This is a genomic window from Acuticoccus kalidii (assembly GCF_021556395.1).
GTDB lineage: Bacteria > Pseudomonadota > Alphaproteobacteria > Rhizobiales > Amorphaceae > Acuticoccus > Acuticoccus kalidii.
Genome location: NZ_JAKGCS010000025.1, coordinates 31,573 through 50,646, shown reverse-complemented (window position 1 = coordinate 50,646; position 19,074 = coordinate 31,573). Strand labels below are relative to the sequence as shown.

General features: G+C 67.9%; 13 protein-coding genes and 1 tRNA gene. 1 reads left to right on the top strand and 13 read right to left on the bottom strand.

All coding sequences use genetic code 11. The features are described from left to right. Positions 1 to 28: 28 nt before the first annotated feature. The 13 genes from L1787_RS16990 to L1787_RS16930 all read right to left on the bottom strand — a co-directional run bounded on the left by L1787_RS16990 (position 29) and on the right by L1787_RS16930 (position 16,023). Complete coding sequence (locus L1787_RS16990) at positions 29 to 2,857, bottom strand: bifunctional [glutamine synthetase] adenylyltransferase/[glutamine synthetase]-adenylyl-L-tyrosine phosphorylase (protein ID WP_235710150.1); 2,829 nt, start codon at positions 2,855 to 2,857, stop codon at positions 29 to 31. Further along, the gene (locus tag L1787_RS16985) at positions 2,854 to 4,341 is read right to left on the bottom strand and encodes a sensor histidine kinase (RefSeq protein WP_235710148.1); all 1,488 of its coding nucleotides are present in this window, start codon (positions 4,339 to 4,341) and stop codon (positions 2,854 to 2,856) included. The genes L1787_RS16990 and L1787_RS16985 overlap by 4 nt, the downstream gene beginning before the upstream one ends. 11 nt (positions 4,342 to 4,352) lie before the next feature. Beyond that, positions 4,353 to 5,033: a response regulator transcription factor gene (locus L1787_RS16980; protein WP_235710146.1), complete on the bottom strand. Its 681-nt coding sequence runs from the start codon at positions 5,031 to 5,033 to the stop codon at positions 4,353 to 4,355. 75 nt (positions 5,034 to 5,108) lie between these two features. Continuing rightward, entirely contained in the window at positions 5,109 to 6,638 is a 1,530-nt protein-coding gene (locus L1787_RS16975; protein ID WP_235710144.1) for a Do family serine endopeptidase, read from the bottom strand. 167 nt (positions 6,639 to 6,805) lie between these two features. After that, the gene (locus L1787_RS16970; protein ID WP_235710142.1) at positions 6,806 to 8,029 is read right to left on the bottom strand and encodes a bifunctional alpha/beta hydrolase/OsmC family protein; all 1,224 of its coding nucleotides are present in this window, start codon (positions 8,027 to 8,029) and stop codon (positions 6,806 to 6,808) included. Between the two features lie 46 nt (positions 8,030 to 8,075). After that, positions 8,076 to 8,552, bottom strand: a complete 477-nt coding sequence (locus L1787_RS16965) for a cytochrome c-type biogenesis protein (RefSeq protein ID WP_235710140.1) — start codon at positions 8,550 to 8,552, stop codon at positions 8,076 to 8,078. Further along, complete coding sequence (locus L1787_RS16960; RefSeq protein ID WP_235710139.1) at positions 8,549 to 10,546, bottom strand: heme lyase CcmF/NrfE family subunit; 1,998 nt, start codon at positions 10,544 to 10,546, stop codon at positions 8,549 to 8,551. Before L1787_RS16960 ends, L1787_RS16965 begins: the two co-directional genes overlap by 4 nt. A 49-nt stretch (positions 10,547 to 10,595) precedes the next feature. Then, the gene (gene ccmE, locus L1787_RS16955; protein WP_235710137.1) at positions 10,596 to 11,105 is read right to left on the bottom strand and encodes a cytochrome c maturation protein CcmE; all 510 of its coding nucleotides are present in this window, start codon (positions 11,103 to 11,105) and stop codon (positions 10,596 to 10,598) included. Next, positions 11,102 to 12,232, bottom strand: a complete 1,131-nt coding sequence (ccmI, locus tag L1787_RS16950; protein ID WP_235710135.1) for a c-type cytochrome biogenesis protein CcmI — start codon at positions 12,230 to 12,232, stop codon at positions 11,102 to 11,104. The genes ccmE and ccmI overlap by 4 nt, the downstream gene beginning before the upstream one ends. Before the next feature lie 113 nt (positions 12,233 to 12,345). Further along, positions 12,346 to 13,419 (bottom strand): PopZ family protein, encoded by a 1,074-nt coding sequence (locus L1787_RS16945; RefSeq protein WP_235710133.1) that lies wholly within the window; start codon positions 13,417 to 13,419, stop codon positions 12,346 to 12,348. A 268-nt stretch (positions 13,420 to 13,687) separates the two neighbouring features. Further along, positions 13,688 to 15,070 carry a TolC family outer membrane protein gene (locus L1787_RS16940; RefSeq protein WP_235710132.1) on the bottom strand — a complete coding sequence of 461 codons (1,383 nt, stop codon included), beginning with the start codon at positions 15,068 to 15,070 and terminating at the stop codon, positions 13,688 to 13,690. A gap of 162 nt (positions 15,071 to 15,232) precedes the next feature. Next, the gene (locus tag L1787_RS16935) at positions 15,233 to 15,904 is read right to left on the bottom strand and encodes a protein-L-isoaspartate O-methyltransferase family protein (RefSeq protein WP_235710130.1); all 672 of its coding nucleotides are present in this window, start codon (positions 15,902 to 15,904) and stop codon (positions 15,233 to 15,235) included. 45 nt (positions 15,905 to 15,949) lie between these two features. Further along, positions 15,950 to 16,023, bottom strand: a tRNA-Cys gene (locus L1787_RS16930). 172 nt (positions 16,024 to 16,195) lie between these two features. Between L1787_RS16930 and L1787_RS16925 the strand changes: the two genes are divergently transcribed. After that, positions 16,196 to 18,910, top strand: a complete 2,715-nt coding sequence (locus L1787_RS16925) for a cellulase family glycosylhydrolase (protein WP_235710128.1) — start codon at positions 16,196 to 16,198, stop codon at positions 18,908 to 18,910. The last annotated feature ends 164 nt before the right edge of the window (positions 18,911 to 19,074 follow it).

The following is a 19,074-nucleotide window of genomic DNA, read 5'->3' as shown; positions in this document are numbered from 1 at the left end:
ACGGAAAAACGTCAATCTCGAAACCCGATTAGTTGTCCACAGGCTCGCCTTCGAGCGGGCCGATCAGACGCTCGAAAATTTCCCGCACGGCGGCGCCCCGCTGGGTGAGATCGGCGTTCAGAAAATCGATGTCGGGCGCCTCCCCGGCCCGCACCAGAACCCGCTGAAGGGCAAGCGGCGCGTCGGTCAGACGGATCGAACCCGACGAGGCGATCGAAATGAGCTGCGACAGGCGCTCGAAGAGGCGATAGGCCGAGACCAGCGTGTCGTGATCATCCTCCGAAAGGTCCCCCGCCGCACGCGCCCGGTCGAGAGAGGCGACGGTGCCGGTCTCTCCGACCGGCGGGACGAGCCCGTTCTTCAGCGTCAGGAACTGGGCGATGAACTCGATGTCCACCTGGCCGCCCGGCATGTGCTTCAGCCCGCCGCGCCCCTGCTCGCTGATTCGCCGCCGCATCGATGCGATCTCGGTGCGCAAGGACGCGACGTCGCGCGCGATGGTGATCGCCCGATCGACCGCCGCCATCGCACGCGCGCAGAGCCCGTCCTCGCCAGCGACGACGCGCGCCCGCGTCAGCGCCATGTGCTCCCACACCCAGGCGCTTTCCTCATGATAGCGCTCGAACGAGCGGATATGCGTCGCGATCGGCCCGGATTTACCCGATGGCCGAAGCCGCAGATCCACCTCGTAAAGCGTCCCCCGCGCCGTCGGCGCGGAGAGAGCCGCGATGAAGCGCTGTGCGAGCCGGGTGAAATAATGGCCCGGCGAAAGCGGCTTCTCGCCGTTCGATTCGCCGACACCCTCCGGGCAGTCATAGAGGAAGACGATGTCGAGATCGCTCGTCGCCGTCATCTCACGGCTGCCGAACTTGCCGAGCGCGAGGAGCGCGACGCCGCCGCCCTCGAAATCGCCATGGCGCTCGGCGAACGCTTCGCTCGCGACCGCGAGGGCCCGGCGCACCAGAACGTCGGCGAGACGGGTCGTCGCGGACGCCGCCTCCGGGCCGAGAACGGAGCCCGTCAGGATCCGCACATTGATGAGAAGCGCCTGCTCCTGGCCGAAGACGCGCAGGGCGTCGAGCTTGCCTTCATAGTCCATCGCCGCGTCGAGGCTCGCATCGAGCTGCGTCTCGAGCGTTTGGACGCCGGGCAGATTGCCGAAAAAGGCCGGGTCGACCAGCACATCGAGAAGGTGCGCGCGCAATGCGAGCTCGCCCGCGAGGCGCGGCGCCGTCGCCACGATGAGGACGAGCACCGACACGAGATCGCGCTGAAGATCGAGACGGGACAGAAGGTCGATCCCGGCCGGAAGGCGCGCGAAGAAGCCGTCGAGCTCGACGAGCGTCGCCTCGGGGTCGGTGGAGGCGGCGATCGCGCGGGTGATGTCGCCCCGCAGCCCCTTGAGGAGGTCGCGCGCCCGCTCGGTCTTGAGCGAGGCCCGGTCGCCCGAAAGCCAGCGCTCGAACGTCGTGTCGATCGAGCGCTCCAGCTCGTCCGACATCGAGACCCCGCCGGTCCGCATCGAGGCGAGCGTCGGGTTGCGCTGGCCAACGACGTCGTTCAGCGAGACGAAGTGACGGTGCACGACCTCGAAGACCGGAACGAGCAGCCCTTCGAGATCGTCGGTCCGCATCATCCGGGCAATGCGGGCGAGGCCGTCCGCCTCGGGGAGCGCGTGGGTCTGCTCGTCGGCGACCATCTGGACGCAATGCTCGGCCTTGCGCAGCGTCTCATAGGCGGCGGTCAACTCGTCCCGCGTCTGCGGCTCGATCCAGCCCGTCTCGGCGAGCGCGGCGAGCGCCTCGACCGTTCCGCGCGCGCGCAAATGCCGGTCACGCCCGCCGGCGACGCGCTGAATGCTCTGCACGAAGAACTCGACCTCCCGGATCCCGCCCCGTCCGAGCTTCAGATTGTGGCCCGGAAGGGTGAGCGTCCCCGCCCCGCGCACCATCGCGATCTGCTCGCGCATCTCCATGGTGTCGTCGATCGCGGAAAAGTCGTAGGCGGCGCGCCAGACCGAGCGCTCGATCGCCTGGAGGTAGGCATCGCCCGCTTCATAGTCGCCCGCCACCTGCCGCGCCTTGATGCGGGCTTGCCGCTCCCATGGCCGCGCGCGGGTTTGGAAATAGGCGATCGCGTTGCGCGTCGAGACGGCAACCGGGGTCGAGCCGGGATCGGGGCGCAGCCGCAGATCGATGCGGAAGACGTAACCGTCGGCCGTCCGCTCTGCGAGCATCTTGGCAAGGCGCTGGACGATCCGCACCGCGCGGCCGCCATCGATCCCGCGCGCACCGGCACGCGACGGATTGTAGAGGGCGACGAGATCGACATCGCTCGAATAATTGAGCTCGTGCGCGCCGAGCTTGCCGAGGGCGAGGATGATGATGCCGCTCTTCGCCGGGTCGGGATCGTCGATCGCCCCGCGCCGCGCGGCGTCGATGAGCTGACTTTCGAGCGCGACGGAGATCGCGTGATCGGCGATGTCGCTGAGTGCGCCCGTCACCGTCGCAACACTCGCCCCGCACAGGAGGTCGGCGAGCGCCACGGCGAGCGCGACGCGCGTCTTCGCCTGCCGCAGCTCGGCCGAGACGCGATCGAGGTCGGCATCGGGGGTGACGGTGCACGCGGCAGCGACCGTTTCGGCGAGCGAGGCCGTCAGCACCTCGGCGAGGAGCTCGGGCCGGGCGAGCATCAGATGCCGCAGGAACGGCGACACCGACGCGGCCGAGGCGAGCGCGGCGACGGTGCCCTCACCCGCTCCGTCGAGGCCCGCGACGGCCGGCGCGATCTCATCGGCGAACGCCTCGTCGACCGGCCCCGGCAATGCGGTGAGGCGCGCGAGCAGCGGCCCCGTCATGCGAGAACCGGAAGCGTGATCCGCGCGGCGAAACCCGGCTCGGCGTCCTTCAGCTCCAGCGTGCCGCCATGGTGGCCGACGATCGCCTTGACGAGCGACAGGCCGAGCCCCGCGCCAGGCTTGGAGCGCGCGGCATCCATCCGCACGAAACGGTCGGTGAGACGGGCGCGATCGCCCTCCCCGACCCCCTCGCCATAATCGCGCACGCTGATCACCGCCTCGCTCCCCTCGCGCACCAAATGGAGGTCGACCTGCCCGGATTCGCTGAGGCCATATTTCAGCGCATTGTCGAGGAGGTTCGCGATCATGTTGCGCAACAGCGTCGGCTCGCCGGCGATGGCGATGTCCGGGTCGATCCGGGTTTCGAGACGCATCCCGACATCTTCGGCAGCCGGCTCGTAGAATTCGGCCATATCCCCCACCAGCGCGGACAGATCAGTCCGCTCCAACGTCACCCCGGCGGAGTGACTCTCGACACGGGCGATCGTCAGGAGCGCCTCGAACGTGCGGATGAGCTGGTCGCATTCTTCGAGCGCACGGGCAAGCACCGCCTCGCTTTCTTCAGGGGACGGGCGGGTGCGCAGAATTTCGTCGAGCCTGTTGCGCAGGCGCGTGAGCGGCGTCTTCAAGTCATGTGCGATATTCTGCGAAACTTCTTGCAGCCCGGCGTGGAGCCGCTCGATCTCGTCGAGCATCGCGTTGACGCTCTGGGCAAGGCGATCGAACTCGTCGCCCGAATGGTCGGTCGGCAGGCGGCGCGCGAGGTCGCCCGCGACGATACGGCGCGAGCTCGCCGCGATCGCGTCGACCTTGCGCAGGACCGAGCGCGACAGAAAGATCCACGACACCAATGCGAGCGCGACGACGACGACGATCGCCCCCCGGATCGAACGGCGGATGATGGCCGAGAACTCGATCCGGTCCTCGACGTCGCGGCCGACGAGAAGCCGGTAGCCGCCGCCGAGAACCGACAGCTTGGCGAGCGCGCGATGGGCCGGCTCGTCCGCCTCTGCCGCGCGCGACAGGCGCGTATAGCGGACCGGGAAGATCTCCCCCGCCACCGCTTCGGCCGGATCGTAGATCAGTTCGCCGACATTGCCGACGATCGGGTTGCCGGAAAAATCCGTAATCAGATAGACGCTCGCGTCCGGGCGCATCGCGCGCCGCTCGATCGTCGCCATCAGGCGGAAGAGATTGCGGCTCTGGAACTCGGAAATCAGCTCCGCGCTCTCCCCGTCGATCGAGGCTTCGAGCTGACGGTCGATCAGGTCGGCCGTCGTCGAGGAGATGTAGGCGATGAGGCCGAGCGAGAGGACGACGAAGACGGTGAGATAGACGAGCGTGAGCTTGAACGCCGTGGTGCGGACGAGGCGCAGGCGCCGCGCGATGCCCCGATGGCGGTCCGCCTCGCCGCGCTCGGTCGGCGTTCGCCCTTCAGCCCGACGCTCGCCCTCCGGCGGCGCATCGGCCACCGTCTCGGCCATGGATCGTCCCCCTATTCCGCATCCGCGCGGATCACATAGCCCGCGCCGCGCACCGTATGAAGCAGCGGACGCTCGAAGGCTTTGTCGATCTTGCCACGAAGACGCGAAATGTGGACGTCGATCACGTTGGTCTGCGGGTCGAAATGGTAATCCCACACATTCTCGAGGAGCATCGTGCGCGTCACCACCTGACCGGCATGGCGCATCAGATATTCGAGGAGCCGGAACTCGCGCGGCTGGAGCACCACCGGCTTGCCGGCCCGGTTCACCGTGTGGGACAGCCGGTCGAGCTCGAGATCGCCGACACGATAGACCGCCTCGAACTCGGCGGTCTGCTTGCGCCGGGCGAGCGCTTCGACGCGGGCGAGCAGCTCGGTGAAGGCGTAGGGCTTCGTCAGATAGTCGTCGCCCCCGGCGCGCAGGCCCTTGACGCGATCATCGACCTGGGAGAGCGCGGACAGGACCAGGATCGGCACCTGCCTGTCCTTCTTGCGCAGGCTCTCGATCATCGAGAGGCCGTCGAGTTCGGGGAGCATCCGGTCGACGATCAGAACGTCATAGTCGTTGTCGAGCGCCATCTCGAGGCCGAGCGCCCCGTCGCCTGCGCTGTCGCTTGCGTGACCGGCTTCTGTCAGGCCGCGGGCGAGGTAGGCCGCGGCGTCGGAGTCGTCCTCAACGATCAGAACTTTCATAGCGCCCGCTCATGGATAGGAAGGGCCGGACGCATACGCCCGGCCCTCTCGTGGATATGGGGGCCTCGCGGCCGTTCAACCGCGCTCGCCGGTCGGCAGAGCGACGAAGCGGGTGTTCTCCCCGCTCTGGAGCTTCAGAAGGACATTCTTGCGCCCTTCGGTGTCGGCCTGACCGATGCCGTTCTCAAGGTCGCCGGCCGAGGCGACATCGACACCGCCGGCCTGGAGGATCACGTCACCGACGCGGATGCCGCTCTCGGCCGCCGCACCGTCCGGGTCGACCTCGACCACCGCGAGACCGGGCCCGTCGATCCCGACATCGGAGGTCGGGGCGAGGGTCATGCCGAGGAGATCGGCGGCATCGCTGCCCTGCTCGCTGTTCGAACTCGTGCGGGTCGACGTTTCGGACTCGTCGGCGGAGAGCTTTCCGAGCGTCACGTCGACCGTCTCGGCCTTGCCGTCACGCCAGATCTGGAGCTTCACCGTCTCGTCCGGCGAGCGGCCCGAGATGGTGCGGGCGAGATCGCGCGGACCTTCGACGTCGGTGCCGTCGACCGAGAGGATCGCATCACCCGCCTTGAGGCCGGCCTTTTCGGCGGGGCTGCCCGCCTGCGGCTCGGTCACGAGGGCGCCGATGACGGTATCACGGCCGAGGCTTTCGGCGATCTCCGGCGTGATCGGCTGGATCTGAACGCCGAGCCAACCGCGCGTGACGACGCCGTCATCCTTGAGATCGTCGATCACGTCGGAGGCGATCGACGCCGGGATGGCGAAGCCGATGCCCACCGAGCCGCCGGACGGCGAGTAGATCGCAGTGTTCACGCCGACGACATTGCCGTTGAGGTTGAAGGTCGGACCGCCGGAATTGCCGCGGTTGATCGGGGCGTCTATCTGCAGGAAGTCGTCATAGGGACCGGCGCCGATCTCGCGGCCGCGGGCCGAGACGATACCGGCGGTCACGGTGCCACCGAGGCCGAACGGGTTGCCGACCGCGACCACCCAGTCGCCGACGCGGGTTTCATGATCGGCGAAGGAGACGAACGGAAGATCGGTGTCATGGTCGACCTTCACGAGGGCAAGGTCGGTCTTGTCGTCGACACCGACGACGGTCGCATTGATGACTTCGCCATTCTGCAGAATGACGTCGACTTCCTCCGCCCCGTCGACGACGTGACCGTTGGTCACGACATAACCGTCGGCGGAGATGATGAAGCCGGAGCCCTGACCCATCGAGTACTGGCGCCGGTTGTTATCGGGGCGACGACGCGAATTGTCGTTGGGGGTCCCGAAGCGCTCCTCGAAATTGTCGAAGAAGTGCTCGAAGGGGGACCCCTCGAAGCCACGGAAGCCGGAGAGCTGCGGCCGGGCGCGGCTCTTCACCTGGATCGACACGACCGCGGGGCTGACGCGATCGACGATATCGGCAAATCCCGGAGCGCGCTGCTCGGCGGTGCTCTGCGGGATCTGTTCAGAGAGATTCTGCGCGAACGCGGGGGTCGACGTCTGCCCCTCGAAGAAGGCCGCACCCGCCGCACCCAACAGAAAGGTCCCAACGAGCAGGGCACTGGTCCGCTGCTTCGCCGCCTTGGTCAGGTTGAATGCCATTGAGATCTCCTATCGGAATCGGAATACCCGTCCAGCGGGCTCGCGATGAAGGTAGGAAGGAGTACATTACATCGCGCTGTCCGCCGCGTGACGATTTCGTAAGATCTGGAACGAAACCGGCCGCATGACGCGCCTGCCATAAGATCGGCAAATCATTTACCAACAATTCACACGGCGACCGCCGCCGACGCATTGCTCGTCGTGACGACGCCGGCGCCGCGTTCGAGCGTCCGGTGGACCGGGCAGCGATTGGCGATTTCCACGAGCCGCGTCCGGTGCTCCGGGTCGGTGCCGGGACCGAAGACGATGTGCCGATCGAATCGGTCGACACGCCCGTCCGCCCCCGCTTCGACATCGGCGCAGGCGGCGCAATCGTCCTTGTGGACTTTTCCGTGATCGACACTCACGGTCGCGTCGACCGTCCATCCCTTGCGCTCGGCATAGAGCCGCATCGTCATCAAGCTGCAGGCCGCGAGAGCCGACGACAGGAGGTCGTAAGGCGTCGGCCCGGTGTTCTCGCCGCCGGCCTCGATGGGCTCGTCGACCCGCAAAGGGTGCTCGTTGACGCGAACGTCCGTGCGGAACGGGCCGCCCGCAGTGCGCGCCACCGCGCTCTCGCGCCGCATCTTCGCCGGCCCCGTCTCGATATAACGCGCCGCCCACGCGGCGATCACGCCGGCCACATAGGCCCCGTCTTCGTGACGTTTGAGCAGATGATCGGCATCGTCGAGCGAGACGAAGCTCTTCGGGTGATGCGCCGCGAGAAAGATCCGGGTCGCATTCTCGATCCCGACCCGTTCATCGCGCGGGGCGTGCATGACGAGAAGCGCGGCCTTCAACTCTTCGGCCGCCCGGGTGACGCTCTGGCTCTCGAGATCGTCGAGAAACGACTTGCGGATCGTGAAGGGGCGGCCCTCGATCTTCACCGCGGCCTCGCCCTCGCTCTGGATGCGCGACAGGTCCATCTCGAAATTCTTCGTCACATGCTCCGCATCGGCCGGGGCGCCGATGGTCGCCACCGCCTTCACCTCCGGGATCCGCGGCGCGGCGACGAGGACGGCCGCACCGCCGAGCGAATGGCCGACGAGAAGCTGCGGCGCACCGATCGTCTCGCGCAGCGCATCCGCGACGCGGACGAGGTCGTCGACATTGGAGGAGAAATCGGTCGAGGCGAATTCGCCTTCCGACGAGCCGAGCCCCGTAAAATCGAATCGGACGCAGACGATCCCCTCCGCTGCGAGCTGGCTCGAGATCGCGCGGCTGGCGAAGATATCCTTGTTGCAGGTGAAGCAGTGGGCAAAGAGCGCGACCGCGACGGGCTCGCCCTCCGGCCGATCGATCCGGACCGACAATTTGGCGCCGAGCGCGCCGTCGACCTTGAGTTCTTCCACCCTCACCTCCTTACGGGCTTTCGACCGTCTCGGTGAGACGGTGCGTCTATCGCTCCTTCCGCTCGGCGAGAAGCGCGGCGAGCGCGGCTTCCTCCTCGGCGGACAAGGGCACCGCCTCGCTCGCGTCGTCCGGCCTGCGTCGGCTGCGCAGATAAAGGCCGCCCGCCAGGAGCGCGATCACCACGACCACGAACGGCGCGCCCCACAGGACCACCGTCTCCGCCGTCAGCGGCGGCTTCAGCCGGACGAACGCGCCATAGCGATCGGTGAGATAGGCGAGCACCTCGTCGTCCGTGTCGCCGGACTGGATGCGCTCGCGCACGAGGAGGCGCAGATCGCGCGCGAGATCGGCGTCCGATGCGTCAATCGACTGATTTTGGCAGACGAGACAGCGCAGCTCCTTCGACAACTCGCGCGCCCGCTCCTCCAGAACCGGATCGGCGAGCATCTCGTCCGGATTGGCCGCGCGGGCGCCCGCCGCGAAGAGAAGGACGAGCGCGACCACCGCGAGGAGCCGGCTCATGCCGACGCCTCCGCGTTTGCCGGGGTCGCCATCGGCGCGCGACGGCGCGCGGGCGCCGGAAGGCCGATGCGGAAGCGCCGGTCGGTCAGCGACACGACACCGCCGAGGGAGGCGACGACGGCGCCGAGCCAGATGAGCAACACGAGAGGCTTATAAAAGAGGCGCACGACGACCGTGTCGCCGTCGACTTCACCGAGCGTCACATAAAGCTGCGAAAGGCCGAAGGTCTTGATCGCGGCTTCCGTGGTCGGCATCTGCCGCACCGGATAGAAGCGGCGGGCCGGCTCCATGCGGGCGACCGGGACGCCGCCTTTGGTGACGGTGAAGATCGCGACGGCGTCGGTATAATTCGGCCCTTCGCGCTGTTCGGCGCTGCGGAAATCGAGCCGGTAGCCGGCGATCTCCGCCGTATCGCCGACTTTCATGTCGCGGATGATCTCGGTCTCGAACGCCGAGAGGGCGACGATGCCGAGCACCGTCAGCCCGACGCCGAAATGGCCGAACGCCGCGCCCCATGTCGCCCGCGGCAGGTTGACGAGACGGCGCAGCCGCCCCCCGAAGGACGACGCCCGTTCCGTGCGCAGAGCGACCTCGGCGAAGCTGCCGACGATCAGGAACGCCGCGAGCGCGGTGCCGAGGGAGGCCGTCAGCGCCGTCTCCGTCCCGGCGAGCCAGCCGGACACGGCTCCGGCGAGAACGGCGACGATCGCCGCCGCGATCATCCGCTCCGCCGCGGCCGCCGCATCGCCCCGTTTCCAGGCGAGCAGCGGTCCGAACGGCATCGCGACGAGGAGCGGCACCATCAGCGGAATGAAGGTGAGATTGAAGTAAGGCGGGCCGACGGAGATCTTGTCGCCCGTCAGCGTTTCGAGAACCAGCGGGTAGAGCGTGCCGACGAGAACGGTCGCGCACGCCGTCGTCAGGAAGACGTTGTTGAAGACGAGCGCCCCCTCGCGGCTCATCGGCGCGAACGCCCCGCCCGCCTTCAGCGCCCCGGCCCGCACCGCGAACAGCGTGAACGCCCCGCCGATGAAGATCGCCAAAATCGTGAGGATGAAGACGCCGCGCGTCGGGTCGGACGCGAACGCGTGCACCGAGGTGAGGACGCCGGACCGCACCAGGAACGTGCCGAGCAGCGACAGCGAGAAGGTGATCAGCGCGAGAAGCACCGTCCACACCTTCAAGGCGTCGCGCTTTTCCATCACGGCGGCCGAGTGCAGGAGCGCCGTTCCCGCGAGCCACGGCATGAAGGAGGCGTTCTCGACCGGATCCCAGAACCACCAGCCACCCCAGCCGAGTTCGTAATAGGCCCAGTAGCTCCCCATCGCGATACCGAGCGTCAGGAAGAGCCAGGAGACGAGCGTCCACGGCCGAACCCAGCGGGCCCACGCCGCATCGAGCCGACCCTCGATGAGGGCGGCGACCGCGAACGCGAACACGATCGAGAAGCCGACATAGCCGACATAGAGAAGCGGCGGATGGATCGCGAGGCCGATATCCTGCAGAAGCGGGTTGAGGTCGCTTCCCTCCATCGGGGCCGGCAGCATCCGCTCGAACGGGTTCGACGTCATCACGATGAAGAGGAGGAAGGCGGTCGCGATCCAGCCTTGCACCGCGACGACGCAGGCGCGCAGGCTCGCCGGCATCTGTTTGGCGAGCACCGCCGCGAGCATCCCGAACAGCGCCAGGATGAGGACCCACAACAGCATGGATCCCTCGTGATTGCCCCACACGCCGGAGATCTTGTAGATCATCGGCTTGGCCGAATGCGAGTTCTCGACGACGTTCGCGAGCGAGAAGTCGGAGCGGATATAGGCGACCGTCAGCGCCGCGAAGCTGAACGCGACGAGGACGAAGGTCGCGACGGCGCTCGGGCTCGCAAGGCCCATCAGGCGCGGATCGCGCAACCGCGCTCCGATCAGCGGCACCACGGATTGGATGATCGCCACTCCGAGCGCGAGGACGAGCGCATAGTGACCGAGCTCGTTCAGCATGGGCGATCTTTCGTCGGCTTGTTCATCGGCGCCCCACGATCAATGGCGGTCACAGTCCGGGCGCATCGTTCGCGGGGGCAGCGGGAGCGGTCGTGCCAATCATGCCGGCTTCGTTCTCCCCCTCCTGCCAGCGCCCTTGCGCCTTCAAGGAATCGACGACCTCTTTCGGCATATAGGTTTCGTCATGGCGGGCAAGGACGGTGTCCGCCGCGAGGTGTCCCGACGGCTCGAAAATCCCCTCCGCCACGACGCCCTGCCCCTCCCGGAAGAGGTCCGGCAGAATGCCGACATAGGTGACGGCGACCCGGTTCACGGTGTCGGTGACGGCAAAGCTCACCGCGCCGTCGGCCCCCCGCTCGACCGATCCCTCCTCGACGAGACCGCCGAGCCTGATGCGCGTGCCCGCCTCGACATGGCCTTCGGCCAGCTCGGTCGGGGTCGGCGCGTAAGTGATCCGGTCGCCGAGCGCGAAGAAGACCAGCGCCGCCGCGAGCGCCAATGCGCCGCCCGCCGTCCCGATCAACACCAAACGGCGTGCTTTGCGGCCGCGCCCTCTCATTGCGCTCCCCCCATCGGATCGACGCCCTCATTTGCTTCGACAGCCTCGGCGAAGGCGGCGCGCTCGGCCTCCGGGAGCGCCTCCAGCGCCCGCGCGGCCGCGTCCTGCGCGTCCGCCTCGCGGCCCAACACGCGATAGGTGCGGACGAGGCGAAGCCATTCTTGCGGCGTGCCCCCTTCGGTGTCGAGCCGCGTCGCGAGACCCGTGACCATCCCCTCGATCATCGCCCCGCGCTGTTCGTCGGACAGACCGGCCGCAGCCTCGATATCGGCCGCGCTCGGCCCCCTCGGCGCATTCGGCAGCGCGATGTCCGCGCCCGGAAGCTGGGCGATCTCGGCACGGGCGATCGGAAGCCAAGGCTCGGTCCCGTCACTCGACGCCAAAAGCGTGCGCCAGCGGGCGGCGGCGCCTTCGATATCCCCCGCCTCGCGCTCGCCGATCGCAAGGAAGATCATGGGCGCGGCGGCGTCGGGCTCGATCGCATGGGCGCGTTCGAGGCGCGTCCGCGCGGTGTCGGTCATCCTGCCCTCGTTCGCGAGCATCAGCGCCTGGGCCTCGCCGGTGAGGAAACTCGCATTCTCGCCGAGAAGCGCGTTCGCCCGCGCATAGGCGTCGGCGGCATCATCGAACCGGCCGATCCGCAGGAAAACCGGCGCGACGGCGGCCCAGCCGCGTCCGTCGTCCGGATTGGCGGCGAGTTTTTCCTCCGCCGCGGCGAGCATCGCCATGAGGTCTCCCTCACCCTGTGGCGACACGGGCTCCCGCAGCGCCAGCGGCTGATCGCCATAAGACGGGGAGCCGACGGCGAAATAGGCCGCGAACGAGAAGACCGGCAGAAAGATCGCGACGAGACCGGCGACGACCCAGCTCCGCCGTCCGGCGCGCGGGCCGTCCGAGACCGAGCGCGAGACCCTCAAAAGGCGGCGCGCGATCTCCGTGCGGGCGGCCGCCGCCTCCTCCGCGCCGATGAGGCCCCGCTCACGGTCAGCCTCGACCTCGTCGAGCTGGGCGGCATAGACGTCGGCGTCCTCGCCCTCCGCTTGGCCGCCCGATGGACCGAGGAGCGGACGTGCGAGCGCGAGTAGCGTCACGAGGAGGATGGCGGCGAAGGCGAACCAGACGAACATGACCCCTAACTGCGTCGGCGCGGGATCGGACGCAAGCGGCTTCGAACGCCTCTAGGGTGGCCCCATCGTCGCGCCCGGCGCGAGAGTGTCCCGAGCGTTGCGCGCGGCGCCGATCAGCGGCCGCGCGTCACCCGGTCGATCTCCTGGCGCACCTGCCGCTCGACGATGTCGGGCAGGTTCGCCTCGAGCCAGTCGCGCAGCAGCGGACGGACCATGTCCCGCACCAGATCTTCGATCGTGCGGGGATTGTTGGACAGGATCGTCCGTGACAGCTGGTCGAACGAGTTCGTCACGTTCTGACGCGTCTTGGTGCTCGTCAGACCGTCGTCCCCGTCCATCTTGGCAGTGCGGCGGAACACGTTGCCTTCGGCGTCCGGCTTCGAGTCCATGACGGTATCGCTCATGTCGGCCATCCTGTGATCGCTGGCGAAAGGGGGGATCTTGTTGTCGCGTGTGGCGTTGCCCGGCGCGGGCTCGTCGTCCCTCGCAGCCGGATCCGCCTTGAACGGTTCGGCGTCGTCCTCGGGATCGGCGTGGCGCGGGCCGAACGGGCTCGGACGCGGCCGCATCGACGTGCGCGGGGGAAATGCGTCCCGCAGGCTCGCCAACTGACTTTGCACCGGCGCGGGCTGCGCATTGCGCGGGGCGGCCTCCGCCCTGTCGTCATCGATCGCCTCGTGCTCGGCCGTCATGTCTTGTGCCGTTCCGGCGTGGGCGAAGGTCGCGTCGTCCTCGTCGATCGGGATATCGTCGGCCGCGACGTGGCCCTCGACATCATCCTCGTACGGCGCCTCGTCGATATCGGGCTCGCTGAGGACGACGGGCGTCCACCCGGGCCGCCGATCGCTCTGCGACCACCGACCCTGCGGGCGGGCGCGGCGCACCTCGCACTCGGCGGCGATGGCGCGGGCGATCGAGGAGAGCGCGTCGCTATCGGGATCGTCGTCGACTTCGGGAAGCGAGGCGAGCGCCTCGTCGATCTCGTCGAATTCGGCGGCGTCGAGCTCGTCGAACGCATCGCCGATCGAGCGCTCCACGAGCTCGGGCAGCCGGTCGGCGTCGCTGAGAGGCGAATTCGGGCGGGATGATCGAATCGACGACGTGGGCTCGCCGCGCGGTGCGGCCGTCTGCTGCACGCCATTCTCTTCGGCGATGATCTTGCGGATCGAAGCCAACAGATCCTCCATCGTCCCTCCCCCGGCCGGCCACTTCGGCCGCGAATCATCTTCGGAGGTTCGATGGTATCAGGCGCGATTTCCGATGAAGCGTTGCCATCGCGTAAACGGCGCTTCGTTCACAGATGATGCACGCCGGCGGGGCCGAACGCCTGGCGTTTCGACCAGCCGGCCGGACGATGCCCCATGATCCGGGCCCATGAACGAGAAAAGGCGGCCCGCCGGGCCGCCTTTCGGAAGCGAATCGGGCGCGCCCGATTCGCGATCTCACCGGTAGGCGTCAGCGCCCGTCGGGGGTGCGGAAGCCGATCCACTTGTCGCGTACGGCGTCGGTATGCTCCTGCGGGCGGTAGATCGCGACCTGGATGCCGAGGGTCTGCACGCCGAGGCGGCCGATCGCCGACAGGAGCGAGAAGGCGGCGACTTTCTTGTCGCGCTCGGACTGGACGAGGGTCACCTGCGCGGAAACGAGATCGCGCTGAGCGTCGAGAACGTCGAGCGTGGTGCGCTGACCGACGCGCTGCTCTTCGACGACGCCCTGCAGAGCGAGCTGCGCAGCGAAGACGCCGGTGCGCGCTGCGAAGATCGAGCGGACCGAGGCCTCGTAGTTGGCCCAGGCGGCGACGGTGTTCTGGCGCACCTGGTCCCGCGTGGAATCGACCTGGATGCGCGCCGTGCCGAGCTGCTCCTTCGCCTGGCGAACCCGCGCCGAGACGAGACCGCCCTGATAGATCGGCACCGACACATTGAGGCCGAGCTGGGCTGAATCCTGACGGTCGATGCTGGAGGTCGTCTGCGGGTTCCAGGTGGTCGACAACTGCCCCGTCACGCTGACGGTCGGCAGCGCCTGGCCCTCGATCGCCTTCACGTTGAACATCGCCGTGTCGACGTCGAACAGTGTCGCGGTGATCGCGGGATGGCCATTCTGGCCGGTGGTGACGGCCGTATCGAGCGTCTTCGGAAGGAGGCGCTCGACGTCGAAATTGCTGCGCAGGCTGCCGGCGGTGAGGCCGGTGAGCTGGCGGTAGGTCGCTTCGCTGGAGGTCAGGTTCGCGCGGGCGAACGCCAGGGCGGACACGGCTTGCGCCCGGCGCGCCTCGGCCTGGCTGACGTCGGTGCGGGTGCCCTCACCCACCTCGAAACGGTCTTGCGCGGCCTGCACCTGGGCGGTCAGAAACTCGACATCGCTTTCGCGCAGCGACACGATCGAGCGGTTCTGGATGACATCCTCGAACGCGGTCGCGACATCGAGAAGGACGCTCTGTTCGGTGTTCTGGAGCGATGCGCGCTCGGCCTTCACCGCCGATTCGGCCTGACGGATCGAGTTGCGAACCTGGAAGCCCTGGAACAGCGGCTGCGTGAGCTGAAGTGCGATCTGGGTCGGGTTCGTGCCGCCGGTGCCGCGAAAACCGCGCTCACCGATGCTGCGCGTCGTGATCGTCTGCTGGGAAAAGGCCGCTTCGAGACGGGGACGATTGCCGGCGCGAGCGATTGAAATATTTTCGTCGATGCCGCGCAGGCGCGAACGCGCGGCGTTCAATGTCGGGTTCGTGTTGTACGCTGCTGCGAGCGACTCCGTCAGCGTCTGTGCATTGGTCGTCGGGGCCACCGCCCCGAAGACCAGACAGACCGCCGCCGCAATGCCGACTCGATTTACCCTCACCATTGCGCTCGTACCCTCAGTGACTACGCCACCTTCCTAAGGCCGCGGCGGGGTCAGAGGCCAGTGTCACGGTGGCTTCAGCGGTGAAGCGAGCCAATCGCGAAGAGCCTGTGAGGCATTTGAGCAACGCCCGTTAACATCTCGGAAAGATCCCGAAACGCGCTAAAATACAAAGCTCGGCTCGACGGTGAATCCAGGGAGCGTTCCCGCCGCCGCGTTGAACGCCGTGCGGGAGGAGACCGACGTGCTTCCCTTGACGTAAAGTTTCGCCCGTCCGGCCAGGCCTTCGCCTTCGATCGCCACCAAACGGCCGCCGATCTTGAGCTGATCGAGGAGTTCCGCGGGCTCGGTCTGGATCGCTCCGTCGACGAAGATCACGTCATACGGCGCCTCCGACGCATAGCCTTCGGGCAACGCACCCACGACGACGGCGACGTTGGTGACGTCCGCCTCTTCGAGCGCGTTGGTCGCCCGCTCGGCAAGGTCGGGATCGCTCTCGAGCGCGATCACCGAGCCGGCGATCTGGCCGAGAACGGCGGCCGTGTAGCCGAGCCCCGCGCCGACGAGCAGGACGACGTCCTCCTCGCCCACCTGGGCGAGTTGGATGAGACGGCCGAGAATGGCGGGCCGCGTCATCGTGCGCGTCGGCCGGCCGATTTCGTCGCGAACGATCGGGATCGCCTCGTCGGAATAGGCGATCGCCCGTTCCTCGACGGGCGCGAACCGCTCGCGCTCGACAGCCAGCATCGCATCTTGCACACGATGATCGGTCACATCGAACGTGCGAAGCTGATTGTTGACCATTCGCGTGCGAAGCAGCGCCTCGTCGCCCATGCCCATCTCCAAGTGGCGCGCGAGCCGGGCTCGCGGGTTGTGGGGTGGAGGCGACGGCCGGAATCGAACCGGCGTACACGGATTTGCAGTCCGCTGCGTAACCACTCCGCCACGTCGCCGCGCGGTGTTCCCTACGCCAAACGTCGGGGCGCGACAAGCCTTCCCCCACCGATCACGCACACCTGGGGGCAAGGTCTCGAGAGTGGTCAACAGCATTTCAGCCGTGTCAGAATTGCGGTGAGGGCGCGAACGGCCCTTCCGTCCACCTTGCGCAATCCGAGGCAACCCTTCGTGTTTTCAAGCCGCACGCTGCATTCGTTCCGCAATGTCCGCATCTTGACCCTCGCGGTGACGGCGCTCGCGGCCGTCTTGATGCCGCGTCCCGCCGCCGCCTTCGACATCGCCGAAGCGAGCCTCACCACCGAGGTGGCGCGCGTCGATGCGCGCCTGCGCGAGGGATGGGGCACCGGCGGCCTCGTCGACCTCACCCTTTCGGCGCGCCAGTCATTGTCCGACTGGGTCGTCGAGATCGATGTCGGCGGGCAGATCATCAATCTGTGGAACGCTGAAATTCTCGACCGCAGCGGCACGCGCTACCGCGTCGGCGCGGTCGACTATAACCGCGAGCTCGCCGCCGGAACCGTCTCCGAATTCGGATTTCAGGCCGAGGGGGACGGGTCGGTCCGCGTCCTCTCGGTGACGTCGAACGAAGGCGCGGTGCCAGCCGGTCCGCCGCCCGCCACGCCGGCCTCGCCGCCGGCGATGAACGAGGCGCCACCGGTCGCCGGCATCCCGGCACCGCCACGCGTCGGGGCGCCGCCGCTCGACAGTTTGCGGCAATCGACCGCACCAGCATCGCCGCAGGCCGGCGACCGCACCCGCCTCGGCCAGGTCTCGGCGACACCGACGCCGCCGGCCGGCCCGCTCGCCGTCGATGACGTCACCGTCGCCCGCACCGTGGGAACCCGCGCCGGCCTACCGGGTGCGACCTTCGCGCCGGGTCCGTTCCAAACGCGCGGCGCTGCGATCGTGGACGCCTCCGGAACGCCCGCCATCATCAACGGCGTCAACTGGTTCGGCCTCGAAACCGACATCCACGCCCCGCACGGGCTGTGGGCGCGCAATTGGCGCACGATGATGGACGACGTGAAGTCGCAGGGCTTCAACCTGATGCGCATCCCGTTCTCGGGCGAACTCGTCCGCTCAGGCGGGGGAACGCCGTCGGGGATCGATTCGGCGCTGAACCCCGACCTCGTCGGGCTCGACGGGCTCCAGATCCTCGATGCGATCGTCGACTATGCCGGACGGATCGGTCTGCGCATCCTTCTCGATTATCATCGCGGCCCGGCCGGCGACGGACCCAACGACAACGGCCTGTGGTATGGCGACGGCTTCACCGAGGCCGACGTCATCGCGATCTGGCAGACGATGGCCCGCCGCTATAGCGACGCGCCGGCGGTGATCGGTGCCGATCTCGTCAACGAGCCGCATGCCGGCACCTGGGGCGACGGGGCGCCGACGGACTGGGCCGCGGCGGCCGAGCGGATCGGCAATGCCGTCCTCGCCATCGCGCCGCAATGGCTGATCGTCGTCGAAGGCATCGGCACATATGAGGGCGATCCCTATTGGTGGGGCGGCAATCTGCAAGGCGCGGCGGACCGGCCGGTCCGCCTGTCGCAGCCGAACCGGCTCGTCTATTCGGCGCACGATTATCCGCCCTCGGTCTATCCCCAGCCTTGGTTCGAGGACGGCAGCGACCTTGAAGACAAGTTCCGCCAGAACTGGGGCTATCTCGTCGAGGAGGACCGCGCGCCGGTCTTCATCGGCGAGTGGGGCTCGCTCTTTCAAACCCCCGCCGACCGCGCCTGGGCGGACGCCATCGCCGCCTATATGGAGCGCCTCGAAATCCCGTGGAGCTGGTGGGCGCTCAACCCCAATTCGGGTGACACCGGCGGCCTCTATAACGACGATTGGACGACTTGGCGGCGGCCGATCTTCACCCTTCTCGACCCGTTCCTCGCAAGGACGCGGCCCGATATCGGCTTCAGCGACGTCGCGGGCAAAACCAACAGCGCCGACTTCGTGGTGAGGCTCGACGCCCCGGCACAAAGCGAGACCGTCCTCAAATATGCGACGACCGACGGGACGGCGAAAGCCGGCCTCGACTATGTCGCGAGCGCCGGAACGCTGACCTTTCCGCCCGGCGCGCAGGAAGCGATCGTGAGCGTCCCGATCCTTCCCCTCGACGGCGCCGAGGGCGACCGCTTCTTCCATCTCGTGATCGGCGGCGCGGGCTCGACCGGATCCGGCACCGCCGTGATCACCGGCGCGAACGCGGCGACCACCGAGCCGTTCGTCGATGTCGCGAGCACGGTCATTCCCGATGCCGGAGGAACGGCCCGCTTTCGCGTCGCCCTCTCCGCGGCCGCCGACCGCCCCGTGCGGATCGACTTCACCTTGCAAGGCGGCGAGGACGGCGCGGCCACAGCGGCGTCGCTGACGATCCCGCCCGGCGAGCGCAATGCCGTGGTTGAAGCCCGCCTCCCGGCGCGTGACGCGGCCGACGGCCTCGTCCTCACGCTGACCGGCGCGGACGGCGCGGCCGTGCGCAACGGCCAAGCCGTCGCCCACGTCGCGGCGGCGCGGGCCGAAGGCGGCGAGATCGGCCTCGCCCCGTCGAGCGAGGCGCCACCGCAACTGACCATCGACATCGTGATGCAGGACGCCTGGTCGGACGGGGCGCTGTTCAATGTCGTGATCCGCAACATTTCGCAGACGCCAGTCTCGGCTTGGGAGCTGTCGATCGCCCTGCCCTTCACGCTCACGGAGATCTGGAACGCGGAACTCGTCGAACGAGCCGGCGATCGCATCACGCTGCGAAATATCGACTGGAACGGCACGATCGGGCCGAACGAGTCGATCAACTTCGGTTTCATTTCCGACAGAGGAAATATCAGCCTCGATCGCGTCCTGTCTGAGGCGGATGTTGAGCTGGCGGTGCAGTAGACGAAGCCTGCGACGCAATTTCCGTGCGCGTCGCCCTGTGACGCGTTCGACGCCAGGTTGCTCATCGGCTATGCTTTCGGCGGCCGATCCTCGTGGGACACCCCGTCTCGACGCTCTCGCGTTCCGGCCGTGGTGAACGGTTGCCGCCCTTTCCGCGTTAGCAT